Origin of the sequence: Inquilinus sp. CA228 (genome assembly GCF_052078665.1) — a bacterium.
Lineage (GTDB): Bacteria > Pseudomonadota > Alphaproteobacteria > DSM-16000 > Inquilinaceae > Inquilinus.
On sequence record NZ_JBQJIK010000008.1, the window covers coordinates 71,049 to 84,312 of the forward strand.

The window sequence follows — 13,264 nt, forward strand, 5'->3', positions numbered from 1 at the left end:
GTAGTCCCCATGCCCAAGGATTCCTTACTGCCATACAAGGCTGCCGTCGCCCAGACAGGTTCGATCCCTGGCAACTCGCTCGCATCGGCCCGCAAGGCGGCTGCTCTGATCGACGAGGCGGCGATGGCGAAGGCGAAACTCATCCTCTTCCCCGAGGCTTTTCTCGGCGGCTACCCAAAGGGCAATTCCTTCGGCGCCCCGGTCGGCATGCGCAAGCCGGAGGGGCGCGAGGCTTTCGAGGTCTATTGGGAGCAGGCAATCGACCTCGACGGCGAGGAAGTAGCAGTGGTCTCGGAATCGGCCGCTCGTACTGGCCTTTTCGTCGTGATGGGCTGCATCGAGCGCGAGCTCGGCACACTCTATTGCACCGTGCTGTTCTTCGATGGAGAGCGCGGCCTGATCGGCAAGCACCGGAAGCTGATGCCAACGGCCGGCGAGCGGCTGATCTGGGGGTTCGGCGACGGTTCGACCATGCCCGTCTTCGAGACGCCTCTCGGGCGCATCGGCGCGGTGATCTGCTGGGAAAACTACATGCCGATGCTGCGTATGCACATGTTCGCCCAAGGGATCAGCATCTATTGCGCGCCGACCGCGGATGACCGCGATACCTGGCTTCCTTCGATGCGCCATATCGCATTGGAAGGACGCTGCTTCGTGTTGACGGCCTGCCAGCACATCACGCGTGCTGCTTATCCAGCGACCTATGAGTGCGCGCTCGGCGACGACCCCTCCACCATTCTCATGCGAGGGGGCAGCGCCATCGTTGATCCGCTGGGGAGAGTCCTTGCCGGCCCCGATTTCGACGGGGAGACCATTCTCTATGCCGAGATTGATCCACAGGCTGTCATTCGCGGCAAATTCGATTTCGATGTGGTCGGACACTATGCCCGACCTGATGTCTTCCAACTTTCCGTCGACAATCGGGCTCGGCAAGCCGTCTTGACGGCCAGCCATTCGGTGGCCCTCTGCCAGAACAGGGACATCGCATGATCTTCGACATGGAAACGCTGCCGTCGCAGGATCGCTACAAGATCATGACGGCGACGATCGTGCCACGGCCGATTGCTTGGATCACCACGCAATCGCGCAAGGGTGTGATCAATGCGGCGCCCTTCAGCTTCTTCAACATGATGGGCAACGACCCGCCGACCGTCGCGATTGGTATCATGCCGAAGGCTGGCGTTCTCAAGGACACCACCGCCAACATCCTGGAGACCGGCGAGTTCGTTGTGAACCTGGTGTCGGAGGACAATGCCGCGGCAATGAACGTGACCTGCATCGACGCGCCGCCGGAGGTCGACGAACTCGTCCTTGCTGGGTTGGATGCCGTTGGCTCCGATCAGGTGCAGCCACCGCGGATCAAGGCTTCAGAGGTCTCGTTCGAATGCAGGACGCTGACCTTACTCGTCACCGGGCCGCTGCAGACGGTCGTCATCGGCCGCATCCTGCGCGCGCATATCGCTGATCGCTTCGTGCTGGACCGGGAACGCTGCCACATCGACACCGAGTCCCTGAAGTTTGTCGCACGCATGCACGGCGCCGGCGTCTATGCGCGGACAACGGATCGTTTCCACCTCGACAGGCCGATCTGGCCAAAATAGCGACGATACCTCCACCGCTATTCAGCCGCGAATCATGCTGGTACCACCAGGCCCGGCCGCGGGATCCGAGACAGCAAAACGCTGTGAAGCCTTCGTGGTCTCACGGAAAACGACGCCCAGCGCGCACCGGCGCTGCGTCAGGTCAGGACGAGCCGCTCCATCAGGGACTTCAGCTCCCTGGCGATGTCGAAGCTGTTGTCCTGGTGCTGCCGGTTGCAGAACAGTTCGCAACTCCACCAGCCGGCGTAGCCGGTCGCCTTCACGGCGTCCACCCAGGCCTTGAGGTCGAGCACGCCCTTCCCGGTGGGGACGTCGCGCAGCATGGCCTCGTTCGGTATTCCGCCGGTGTGGGGGAGGGAGTCACAAAGGTGGACCCCGTAGATGATCTCCTTGTCGAGGCTCGCAAGCCGCTCGGGCGTGTCGCCGGAGGTGTAGGCGTGCCAGAAGTCGATGACGATCTTCACGTTCTCGCGCCCGCACCGCTCGAGCACCCGCAGCTGCGCGTCAATCGTGTTCAATGGCGTCCAGGACAGGGCCTCCAGGTAGACGATCAGCCCGTGGTCGGCGGCGATGTCCGCCACGTCACGAAGGTTCTCGGCGGTCAGCGCGGTCTGCGCGTCCTCTGGCAGATCGACGAGGCCCCGGTAGAGGCGCGGGTGAAGCCGGTCGGACCCGCTGTCGAAGACCCTTATGTCCAGCGGGCCCGTGATGGCTTCGATCGCCTTCGCGCCGGCCGCGGACGCAAGCCGGCAGAGCTCGGCGGCCTCTCGCAGCATGTCCGCGCGGCCCCCGCCCTGCCGCTCGAGGTCTGTCAGGAACCCGATGCCGGGCAGGAGGAGTCCGTCCAGCCGGCTTCTCAACTCCGGCGCGGTGAAGCCGGCGTCGAGGAAGGCGGCGATCTTGGGGCCGGACGTCTCCAGGCCGTCGAAGCCGACGGCGCGGGCGATCTCTATGTCGATCGACAGCGTGTTGAACTTGGAAGCCATCGAGTGAAAGATCAGCCTGTCGTTTCGCTTTGACATTTCCTTGTCCCTTGTTGCGCCACGCTGCCTCAGGCGACGCCGACATGGCGTCGCGCTCTCGCGGCGGCCACCGCCTCCGCAGCGCGCAGCGCGACGACATTGTCTTCGCCAACGCACATCCAGCTGGGATGCCGTCGGACCAGCGCCATGAAGCCCTCGACCGTCGTGACGTGCTGGTCTCGCTCCCGCACGGGGATCAGCTCGTTTTTGCCGTTTACGCGCCGAACCAGCGTGCCAGACGGCTTGCCATTCAGTGTGCCGTGCGCAATCAGGGCCCCGTGGTCGCCCGCGAGCATGACCATGCTCTCGATCTCGGCGGCGCTGAAGCTCTCGTATGCCTGGAAGAGGGCTCCGCCGGACAAGCCTATGGAATAGGAGAGCTGGTCGGCGGGTGCGCCGCGCGGCACCGCCGACAGCGCCGAGACCTCGACAGGATCCTGGCCGGTCAGGAAGCGGGCGAGGTCGATGTTGTCGATGGACATGTCGAGGAGAACGTCGCCGTGAGGCTTGCCCTCCTCGATGCGGCGATGGGGCGGCGGCAGGAACGGCGCGCCGCGGACGATCACGATGGACTGAAGCGTTCCAATCTCGCCCTCGCTCAGCAGCCTTCGCATCGTCTGGTGCAGCGTCGAAGCCCGAAAAGGCTGGTTGAGGGCGAGGAGCACGCCTGCCTGCCTGCACCGGTCCACGAGGGTTCGCGCAGCGCGGCTGGTGCCGGAGATCGGGCCGTCGCACAGCACGTGCTTGCCTGCGGCCGCCGCCGCCGAGATGTAGTGGCGCCGCCGGCCGCGGGCTGCGCTGACATAGGCGAAGTCGACGCGGGGGTCGCGGAGGGCCCGAGGCGCTGCCACGGCCGTCTGCGCGATCTTCACGTCCTCGGAGAAGGACTTTGCGTCGTCAATGTTCCGGCTGACCACCCAGAGGGGCTCGTGACCGACGGACCGAATCGCCGCGACCATCTGCTCGGTCGCGATCGTGCCGGTCCCCATCACCGACCACCCGCCTTCCTTGTCGGATTTCACCGTTCAGTCCTTTCGATTCGATTGCTCGGGGATCGACGCCGACGGCAGCCAGCAGCAACGTCGCAGCCGATTGGAGTTATTGGCAAGACGAAGTAGAGTTGCGTCGAGATGCTTCACATCAGGGCCCAGAAATGGAACAACCACACCGGGAGGGTGCCGCCGCGTTGGGGGCCAACCTGAGGACACTCTGCGACCGACAAGGCTCTGTCGCTGCCGTCTGCCGCAAGATCAACGTCAACAGGCAGCAGTTCAACAAATATCTGTCGGGGGCCCACATCCCGTCGGCCGCGAACCTGAGGATGATCGCCAATTTCTTTGGCCTGAATGTCCCTATTCTCTTCGCCGACCCGGATGAGTTCCGCACGCTCGTGGACGGCAACTTCTTCCACGCGATGGAGACGGCCCGGCAACTGCCGGAGTTCTCCCGCTTCGTCTCCAACATGATTGTCGAGAATAACGCCGACCACAACGACATGGTCGGCGTCTACGATCGCTACCAGTACTCGTCCATCTACAAGGGCTTCGTCCTCAGGTCCGCGTTTTGCATCTACCGGAACGAGGAATTCCTGCAGCACTACTACGTCGAGCGGTTTCCCAGCTTCGACGACCCTCGGAAGACCGAGTACGTGTTCAAGTACTACGGTTTCTGCTTCTCCGTGGCCGACCGCCTGTTCACAGCCGACTTCGAGGGGATCCAGTCGAACGAGCTGACGTTCGGCGTCTACGCGCAAGTCAAGCGCAACTCCAAGAAGTTCATGTTCGGCATAGCGAGCGGCATCGCTGCCACCGTCTTTCGCCAGCCCTACTCGACCAAGGTCGCGCTGCACTACCGCGGGCCCGGCTTGCTGCGTCGCGAGCACCTCAAGGATCTGACGGTGATGGACCGCAACGACCCGACCATCCCCCGCGAGGCCCTGCAGTATCTCGGCGACGGCTCGGACATGATCCAGATGAGCTAAGGCGTCGCCCTCCGAGGCGGCCACGGCGCGAGGGTCAGGGATGGAGCTCGACGGCGAGCCAGACGCTGTCGGTGTCCGAGTAGTAGCGGTGCCACGGGTAGGTCCACTGGTTCGGGCCCGTGACTCGGCAAAATGGGTCGTGCGAGTGGCCGACGGGCATCACCACATCCTCGTAAAGTGCCTCGGGCTCGCGCCGCGCGAACTTCTGCATGCGGCCCTGGCCGTGAATCTGCGCGTGCGTCTCCAGGAAAGCGTGCTCGTTGTGGATGAAGCAGTCAGTGTCCCCGGGCGCCCACCAGAGATTGAGCTTGAGCGTGAAGGGCTGCACCGCTTCGGCCTGCGCCCGCTCGTTGGTGAAGACCATCGGGTCGACCGAGACTGTCCCGACCTCGTCCTGCGCCGAGATGAAGAGCGGCGTGTCGCGCGGGAAGCTGCGGATGCGGTTGCCGAGCCAGTCCCAGCCGCGGAACATGCAGCCGCCGAGCTTGGTGGCGTTGGTTACCTTGATCACCGCGGCCCGCTCGGCGGAGCGGATCACCCCGCCTTTCAGCCAGGTGGACTTCCAGGCCGGCACGACCGCCGGGTGCTCGTGCCCCGTCGTCATCGCCGACGGGCTGACATTGACGACGACCGCGTCCGCGACCTCGAAGTCCGTGACGTTCTCCACCAGCTTCGCCGAGATGAACTGGTCGGCGAAGGCCAAGTCCCTGAGTTGGTTCCGCACGTCGGCGCTCCCGCAGCCTGAGATTGTACCCAGCCCACCAGACCACGGCCCGACACCGCAAAAAACTGCGCGCACCGATTATTTTATTCGCAAAGTGACGCAGGCAAAGCGACGTCGTGCGAAGGGAGCCGCCGGCTTGGCCAAGGTCGCGGCGGCGCCGCGGGCGGCCACCTTGGTTCGCGCGGCGCGACAAGGCCGGCGGGCCCTCTGAGTGGGTTCCCGAGTCTGAAGCACACCGAAACCAACCCCGCGTCAGGCTGCGTCGGTGAATCGGGGCTTGCGAAATTGCAGACCCGCCTCGTCCGCCGAACAATGACACGGTCGCCAGAAGGCTCGGGCACGTCGCTTCCCGCCGACTGAAACCACAACGAGCTCCAGAGGGTCGATCAAATGATGCTGACAGGTGGCCAAGTCGTCGCGAGAGCGCTCAAGGAGTACGGCATAGAGTACGTGGCTGGCGTCCCCGGTCACGGCATCTGGTCGCTGTTCGACGCGTTCCTCGAGGACGGCTCCCAGCTTCCGTTCATTCAGGTCATGCACGAGCAGAGCGCGGTGCACTTGGCGGACGGCTATTACCGTGCTTCCGGCAAGCCGATGGCGTGCTCGACCTCGGTAGGCCCTGGCGCGGCCAACACGATCATCGGCCTGGCGACCGCCTACTGCGACTCCACCTCTCTCTTCTACGTCTCCGGCTCGCCGCAGACCTACATGCATGGACACGGCACCATGCAGGAGCTCGAGCGCCAGCAGGACAACGCTTTCCCGCGCATCACCGAGCAGGTGACCAAACGCGCATGGCAGGCCAATTCGGTCCAGGTGCTGCCGACCATCATGCACCGCGCGTTCAGCGAAATGCTCACGGGCCGCCCCGGCCCGGTTCACGTCGAAGTCCCCATGGACGTGCAGGTCGAGGCGGCCGACGTCAGGATCCACCCGCTCCAGAGGCGCCTGCCGACCGGCGTCGCCTACCCGGACCCGAAGGCAATCGAGGCTGCGGTCAAGGTGCTGCTCAGCGCCGAGCGTCCCGTCATCGTCGCGGGCGGCGGCGCCATCGCCGCGAACGCGTCCGCTGAGCTGACCCGCCTCGCCGAAAAGCTGGGTGCCGCGGTTTCCATCACCTGGAACGGCAAGGGCGCCATCTCCGAGGATCACGCGCTTTTCATCGGCGCCGTGGGCCAGACGGGCACGACCTGCGGCAACAGGATCACGGCGTCCGCCGACGTCGTCGTCTCGGTCGGCTGCCGTTTCACCGACTGGTCGGCCTCGTCCTACGCCAAGGGCGTCTCGTTCTCGATCCCCTCGGCGAAGCTCATCCACATCGACCTTGATCCGCGGGAGATCGGCAAGAACTACGAGACCGAAGTCGGCATCGTCGCCGACGCGAGGGTGACCCTGGAGGCGATCCTGTCGCTGATCTCGGAGGCGGACTCGCGCAAGATGCTCTCTCGCCGCGACGCCTTCGTCGCAGACGTGCAGAAGGCCAAGGCCGACTGGCGCGCCCAGGCCGGGCCGCGCGAGACCAGCCGCGAGACGCCCTTCACCTCGCAGCGGCCGCTGATGGCGCTCCGCCAGGTGCTGGACCGCAGCGGCATCATCGTCGTCGGCTCGGGCAACACGCAGGGCTCGGTGAAGCAGAGCTTCCCGGTATACGAGCCGCGCACGCACCTGACCTCGGGATCGTACTCGCCCATGGGCTGGGCCGTCCCGGCGGCCCTCGGAGCCAAGCTCGCGCGTCCGGACCGACAGGTCGTCGCGATCGTGGGCGACGGCGACTTCATGATGTCGCTGCCTGAGATGGGCACGGCGGTCATGAACGGCATCAACGTCGTCTTCCTCGTGCTGAACAACCAGGGCTACATGTCGATCCGGGGCGGCCAGCGCAAATTCATGGGCCGGCACGTCGCCTCGGAGTTCAACAACCACGCGGGCAACGGCGCGCCGTACTCGGCCGACATCGCGGGGGCGGCGCGCGCCTTCGGCCTGGAGGCGTGGAAGGTGGACAGGGACGAGGATCTGGAGCGCAGCCTCAGGGCAGCGCTCGAGTGCGGCGGCCCGGCCCTCGTCGAGGTGACCGTGTCCCGCGACGCGGCCGGCCCGTTCGCGACCGGCTGGTGGGACTTCCCATCCCCCGCCTACTACGAGAAGGAGCAGGCTGCGTACGCGGAAATGCGCGCACGCGAGCAGCACCTCTGAGACGCCTGCGAGGGGCGAAGACCCCTCGCTTTCGACCACCCAGCACATCCCCTGCGCGGCGCCCCCGGCGGCCGTGAACGGAGAGCCCGTCATGATCCGGCACATCAAGAAGGCCCAGCCAACCACCGGGCAAGGCGGGACCGACAGCGCGGTGACAAAAGCGGTCGAGGCGCTCCTCGCCAAAGTCGAAAGGGGCGGCGACAGGGCGGTCCGCGAGCTGTCCGTGCAGTTCGACAAGTTCGACCGCGAAACCTACCGCCTCTCCAAGGGCGAGATCGCGGACTGCGTCAACTCGCTCACGAGACGGGAGCGCGAGGATCTCGACTTCGCGCAGGACCAAGTCCGCAGATTCGCCGAGGCCCAGAAGGAGGCGCTCAGGGACCTCGAGGTAGAAACGTTGCCCGGCGTCGTCCTCGGTCACAGGAACATTCCCGTCCAGAACGTCGGGTGCTATGTCCCAGGCGGCAAGTACCCGCTCCTGGCATCGGCGCACATGACGGTCCTGACGGCCCGCGTCGCCGGCTGCGAGCGCGTCATAACCTGCGCCCCTCCCTTCGGCGGCCGGGTGGCGGAGAAGATCGTCGCGGCGCAGTCTCTCGCAGGCGCCGACGAGATATACTGCCTGGGCGGGGTGCAGGCGATTGCCGCAATGGCCTTCGGCACGGAGTCGATCCAACCGGTCGACATGCTCGCCGGGCCGGGCAACGCCTATGTTGCGGAGGCGAAACGCCTCCTGTTCGGCAAGGTCGGGATCGACCTCTTCGCGGGCCCGACGGAAACGCTCGTCATCGCGGATGACAGCGTGGACGGCGAGCTGGTCGCGACCGACCTCCTTGGCCAGGCCGAGCACGGCGTGGACTCGCCGGTCGTGCTCATAACGAACTCAGAGAAGCTTGCGCAGGACACCCTGGAGGAGGTCGGCCGCCTGCTCGGCATCCTGCCGACGGCCGCCGTGGCCGGGAAGGCCTGGGAGGACTACGGCGAGATCATCCTGTGCGACACGCTCGAGGAGATGGCGGCCGAGGGCGACCGCCTGGCGTCGGAGCACGTGCAGGTCATGACCCGGGACCCGGACTACTTCCTGGAGACCATGAGGAACTACGGGGCTCTCTTCCTCGGCGTCCGCACGAACGTCGCCTTCGGCGACAAGGTGATCGGCACCAACCACACTCTGCCGACGAACAAGGCCGCCCGTTACACCGGCGGCCTCTGGGTCGGGAAGTTCCTGAAGACCTGCACCTACCAGAAAATCCTCACCGACGAGGCGTCCGCTTTGATCGGCGCCTACGGCTCGCGCCTCTGTCTCATGGAGGGCTTCGCCGGCCATGCGGAGCAGGCCAACATCCGCGTCCGCCGCCACGGGGGGCGCAACGTGCCCTATGCGACGGCGGTGGAGCCGGCCGGCGCGTGACCCGACCGGCAGGCGCGGCAAATCCGAAGGCCGCGCCTGCCCACTGCAAAATCCAACACAGCAAACACAGGGAGCTGGACATGAAACGGATTGCGCTTCTCATCGCCTCGATCTCACTGCTGCCCGCGGTGGCGATGGCCCAAAGCAAAGGGACGGTCGAAGGCATCCACCACTGGGTCTCCGAGAGCGAGGTGAACGCGCTCAAGGTCATCACGGACAAGCTCGCCTCCAAGGGGTACACGTGGCAGGACAGCGCCGTCGGCGGCCTGTCCGGCGCCAACGCCATCCAGGCGCTGAGGACGCGGCTCGCGGCCGGCAACCCACCCGCGACGATGCAGTTCCTCGGATATGAGGGCATCGATTGGGCCAAGGAGGGCGAGCTGCGCTCGCTCAACGACCTGTACGCCAAGAACGGCTGGGACAAGACACTCGCGCCCCAGCTCCTGGCGTTCGTCAAGAACGGCGACGATTTCATCTCGCTGCCGATCAACATGCACCGCCAGAACTGGGTCTGGGCGAACAAGGCGGTCTTCGACAAGGCCGGCATCACGGAGCCCAAGAGCTGGGACGAGCTGATCGCCGAGGGCGACAAGCTCAGGAAGGCCGGAGTCATCCCGCTCGCCATCGGCGACGAGCCGTGGCAGATCCTTGAGGTCTTCGAGGCCATCCTCGTCGATGTGAACGGCGCCGAGTTCTACAGGAAGGTCGTCGTCGACCTCGACGAGAACGCGCTTGCGAGCGACCAGATGGTCGCGACCTTCGACAAGCTCCGCAAGGTCCGCGGGCTGGTGGACGACGGCTTCACCGGCCGCGATTGGGCGGTCGCGACCGGCATGGTCGCCAGCGGCAAGGCGGCGATGCAGGTCATGGGCGACTGGGCCAAGGGTGAGTTCCTCGCCAAGGGCATGAAGCCGGGCCAAGACTTCCTCTGCTTCCCGACCCCGGCCGCGACCCCGAACTACAAGTTCGTCATCGACGCGTTCGGCCTGTTCAAGATCGACGACCCGGCGGTCACCGCCGGCCAGGACGCTTGGGCGGAGTCCATCATGGATCCGGACGTGCAGAAGAACTTCAACAAGATAAAGGGGTCGATCCCCGCGCGCTCGGATGTTCCGGTCGACGACTTCGATGATTGCGCCAAGCGCAGCTTCACCGACCGCAAGGCAGCGGTCGAGAGCGGCATGATGCTCGGCGGCCTCACGGATGGCTTCGCCGCGCAACCCCAGTTCGCGGGCGTCTTCAGCGACGTCGTCAGCAAGTTCTTCGTGACAGACATGTCTTCCAAGGACGCCGTCCAGGCGCTCGTTGACGGGATCGACAACGCGCGCTGAGCCGCTCCGGTCCGCCAGCCGGGGCTGCGGCCTGGCTGGCGGACCGGCCGATGCCTTCGCGAACACGGTAGGAATCCTGTCATGCACGGCAAACATTCGCCCGGGGGCCGTTTCGAGCGCTGGCTGCCCAGGTTGGTCCTCTCCCCCAGCCTTTTCGCGATCTTCATCGGGGTCTACGTCTTCATCGCCTGGACCGGGTGGATCTCCCTGTCTTCGTCGAAAATGGTCCCCCAATACGACTTCGTGGGCCTGGAGCAGTACCTGCGCCTATGGGCGACGCCGCGCTGGGAGACCGCCGTCGTCAACCTGTTCGTTTTCACCGCGCTGTTCCTGGCGGTGACCATCGCGCTCGGGCTCCTCATCGCGATCCTGCTCGACCAGCAGATTCGGGGCGAGGGCTTCCTGCGCGCGGTCTACCTCTACCCGATGGCGCTGTCGTTCATTGTCTCCGGGACGGCCTGGAAGTGGGTGCTGAACCCGGACCTCGGCGTCCAGAAGGTGGTGAATGACCTCGGCTGGAGCGGATTCGTCTTCGACTGGATCACCCGTCCCGAATACGCAATCTACTGCGTCGTGATCGCCGCCGTGTGGCAGTCGACCGGGTTTGCCATGGCGATTTTCCTCGCCGGCCTCCGCGGGATCGACACCTCGATCATAAAGGCGGCGCAGATCGAGGGCGCCAGCCTACCGCGCATCTACGCGAGCATCATCGTGCCCATGCTGCGCCCGGCCTTCCTCAGCGTCGTCGTCCTGCTCAGCTACATTTCGATCAAGAGCTTCGACCTCGTCCTCGCCCTGACCGGGGCCGGTCCTGGCGACGCGACGGAGATGCCCTCGACCTTCATGTTCTCGGCGACCTTCCGGCGCAACCAGATGGGCGTGGGCGCGGCCAGCGCGATGATGATGCTGATGACCGTCGCGGCAATCATCATCCCCTACCTGTACTCGGAGCTGAGGGAAGTCCGACATGAGCATTGAAGCGAGGTCAGCGCCGGGCGCCGGGGTGCGGGCGTCGGCGAACGCTGACGCGCGGTCGGCGCGGCGCTCCCGCCGGCTGGGCCGCCTGCTCATCTACGGCTCTCTCGTCGCTCTGGCAGCGTTCTACCTGATGCCGCTGTGGGTCATGGTCGTCACCTCCCTGAAGTCGCTCGACGAGATCTACTCGGGGTCGTTCATCGGCGTCCCGCAGGCCGTCACCTTCGAGGCGTGGCGCAAGGCCTGGGGGGAAGCGTGCATCGGGACGGCCTGCAACGGCCTGCAGCCATACTTCGTCAACTCGCTCCTGATGGTCGTCCCCGCGGTCGCCTTGTCCACCGGCATCGGGGCGATCAACGGCTATATCCTGACAAAGTGGCGCTTCCCCGGCTCCAACCTCGTGTTCGGCTTGATGCTGTTCGGCTGCTTCCTCCCGTTCCAGGCGGTCATCCTGCCGATGGCCCAACTCCTCGGCAGCCTGCGCCTCTCGGGGACGATACCGGGCCTCGTCCTCGTCCACACGGTCTACGGGATCAGCTTCACGACGCTTTTCTTCCGCAACTACTTCGTCTCGATACCGAACGAGCTGACGCGAGCGGCCCAGATCGATGGCGCCGGCTTCTTCCGGATCTTCTTCTCGGTGATGCTGCCGACCGCCATTCCGATCATCGTGGTGTCGTGCATCTGGCAGTTCACGCAGATCTGGAACGACTTCCTGTTCGGCGTGTCGTTCACCGCCGGCCAGTCGTCCCCGATCACCGTCGCGCTCAACAACATCGTGAACGTCACCATGGGGCGCAAGCAATACAACGTCGACATGGCCGCCGCCATGATCGCCGGCATCCCAACCCTGGTCGTCTACATCGTCGCGGGGCGCTACTTCGTCCGGGGACTGACGGCCGGCGCCGTGAAAGGCTGAGATATGTCCACTCTTGAGATCGACCGCGTGCGCAAGGCCTACGGAAGCCTCGAGGTGTTGAAGGAGGTGTCGATCTCCATCGGCACCGGCGAGTTCCTTGTCCTGCTCGGCCCGTCCGGCTGCGGCAAGTCCACCCTCCTCAACATGATCGCGGGCCTCGAGACCATATCGGGAGGCGACATCCGCATCGCCGGCAGGGTCGTGAACGACCTGTCGCCGAAGGACCGGGACATCGCGATGGTGTTCCAGTCCTACGCGCTCTATCCGACGATGACGGTCCGCCGGAACATCGAGTTCGGCATGAGGATCCGCGGCGTCCCGCAGGGGGAGCGGGACAGGGCGGTGGGGACCGCGGCAGAGTTGCTGCAGATAAGCCACCTGCTCGACCGGAAGCCGTCGCAGCTCTCGGGCGGCCAGCGCCAGCGAGTGGCCATGGGGCGGGCCATCGTTCGCCAGCCCAAGCTGTTCCTGTTCGACGAGCCGCTCTCCAACCTCGACGCGAAACTGCGCGTGGACATGCGCACCGAGATCAAGCGGCTCCACGCCCGCCTGGGCACGACCATCGTCTACGTCACCCACGACCAGATAGAGGCCATGACGCTGGCGACCCGCGTGGCGGTCATGAAGGACGGCGTGGTGCAGCAGCTCGACGAGCCTCAGGCCGTGTACGACCGCCCGGCGAACGTCTACGTCGCGCGGTTTGTCGGTTCGCCGGCCATGAACATCGTGCCGGCCATCCTGGAGGCGCAGGCCTTGACCGCGACCGCCGTGGTCGACGTCGCCGGGAGGCCCGCGGCCCGCATCGACGGCATCCCGGTCTCTGGCGTGTCGGCGAGCCGCTACTCCGGGAAGAAGGTGCTGTTGGGCGTCCGCCCCGAGAATTTCTCGGTCACCGTCGGCGACGCACGCCCGACGGTGACCGTCGACGTCGACGTGGTCGAGCCGACGGGACCCGACACGCTGGTGGTGTTCCAACTCGGGGGCGTCGAGGCGGCGGCCCGGCTTCCGCCCAAGCAGGCGAGCGCCGGAAGCGAGGCCACCTTGGCGGTGGACCCGTCGAAGGTCGTCCTCTTCGACATCGATTCCGAAACCCGCATCGACTGACAC

Annotated in this window: 12 protein-coding genes; 9 read left to right on the top strand and 3 right to left on the bottom strand. The window is 65.7% G+C overall.

Features of this window, described 5'->3' with window-relative positions; genetic code table 11:
- The first annotated feature begins 9 nt into the window (after positions 1–9).
- A complete protein-coding gene (locus ACTOWL_RS05545; protein WP_441320198.1) occupies positions 10–990 on the top strand; it encodes a carbon-nitrogen hydrolase family protein in 981 nt (326 codons plus the stop codon).
- A complete protein-coding gene (locus tag ACTOWL_RS05550) occupies positions 987–1,601 on the top strand; it encodes a flavin reductase family protein (protein WP_441320199.1) in 615 nt (204 codons plus the stop codon). Before ACTOWL_RS05545 ends, ACTOWL_RS05550 begins: the two co-directional genes overlap by 4 nt.
- Positions 1,602–1,738: 137 nt before the next feature.
- On the opposite strand, the gene ACTOWL_RS05555 is transcribed toward ACTOWL_RS05550, so the two are convergent.
- The gene (locus ACTOWL_RS05555) at positions 1,739–2,623 is read right to left on the bottom strand and encodes a sugar phosphate isomerase/epimerase family protein (protein WP_441320200.1); all 885 of its coding nucleotides are present in this window, start codon (positions 2,621–2,623) and stop codon (positions 1,739–1,741) included.
- A 29-nt stretch (positions 2,624–2,652) separates the two neighbouring features.
- A complete protein-coding gene (locus ACTOWL_RS05560) occupies positions 2,653–3,645 on the bottom strand; it encodes a Gfo/Idh/MocA family protein (protein WP_441320201.1) in 993 nt (330 codons plus the stop codon).
- Between the two features lie 131 nt (positions 3,646–3,776).
- On the opposite strand from ACTOWL_RS05560, the gene ACTOWL_RS05565 reads away from it, so the two are divergent.
- On the top strand, positions 3,777–4,604 hold the full coding sequence (locus tag ACTOWL_RS05565) for a helix-turn-helix domain-containing protein (RefSeq protein WP_441320202.1): 828 nt from the start codon (positions 3,777–3,779) through the stop codon (positions 4,602–4,604).
- Positions 4,605–4,638: 34 nt separating this feature from the next.
- Here the strand turns inward: ACTOWL_RS05565 and ACTOWL_RS05570 are convergent, their stop codons facing one another.
- On the bottom strand, positions 4,639–5,328 hold the full coding sequence (locus ACTOWL_RS05570) for a hypothetical protein (protein WP_441320203.1): 690 nt from the start codon (positions 5,326–5,328) through the stop codon (positions 4,639–4,641).
- Between the two features lie 390 nt (positions 5,329–5,718).
- Here ACTOWL_RS05570 and ACTOWL_RS05575 point away from each other — a divergent pair, with 390 nt between their 5' ends.
- From ACTOWL_RS05575 to ACTOWL_RS05600, 6 genes are all read left to right on the top strand, one after another.
- Positions 5,719–7,521, top strand: a complete 1,803-nt coding sequence (locus ACTOWL_RS05575) for a thiamine pyrophosphate-binding protein (protein WP_441320204.1) — start codon at positions 5,719–5,721, stop codon at positions 7,519–7,521.
- A gap of 91 nt (positions 7,522–7,612) precedes the next feature.
- Positions 7,613–8,932 (top strand): histidinol dehydrogenase, encoded by a 1,320-nt coding sequence (gene hisD / locus ACTOWL_RS05580; RefSeq protein ID WP_441320205.1) that lies wholly within the window; start codon positions 7,613–7,615, stop codon positions 8,930–8,932.
- Between the two features lie 80 nt (positions 8,933–9,012).
- Entirely contained in the window at positions 9,013–10,263 is a 1,251-nt protein-coding gene (locus tag ACTOWL_RS05585) for an ABC transporter substrate-binding protein (protein ID WP_441320206.1), read from the top strand.
- 81 nt (positions 10,264–10,344) lie between these two features.
- Complete coding sequence (locus ACTOWL_RS05590) at positions 10,345–11,241, top strand: carbohydrate ABC transporter permease (RefSeq protein ID WP_441320207.1); 897 nt, start codon at positions 10,345–10,347, stop codon at positions 11,239–11,241.
- Entirely contained in the window at positions 11,231–12,157 is a 927-nt protein-coding gene (locus ACTOWL_RS05595; protein ID WP_441320208.1) for a carbohydrate ABC transporter permease, read from the top strand. The genes ACTOWL_RS05590 and ACTOWL_RS05595 overlap by 11 nt, the downstream gene beginning before the upstream one ends.
- 3 nt (positions 12,158–12,160) lie before the next feature.
- The gene (locus tag ACTOWL_RS05600) at positions 12,161–13,261 is read left to right on the top strand and encodes an ABC transporter ATP-binding protein (RefSeq protein WP_441320209.1); all 1,101 of its coding nucleotides are present in this window, start codon (positions 12,161–12,163) and stop codon (positions 13,259–13,261) included.
- Positions 13,262–13,264 lie beyond the last annotated feature (3 nt).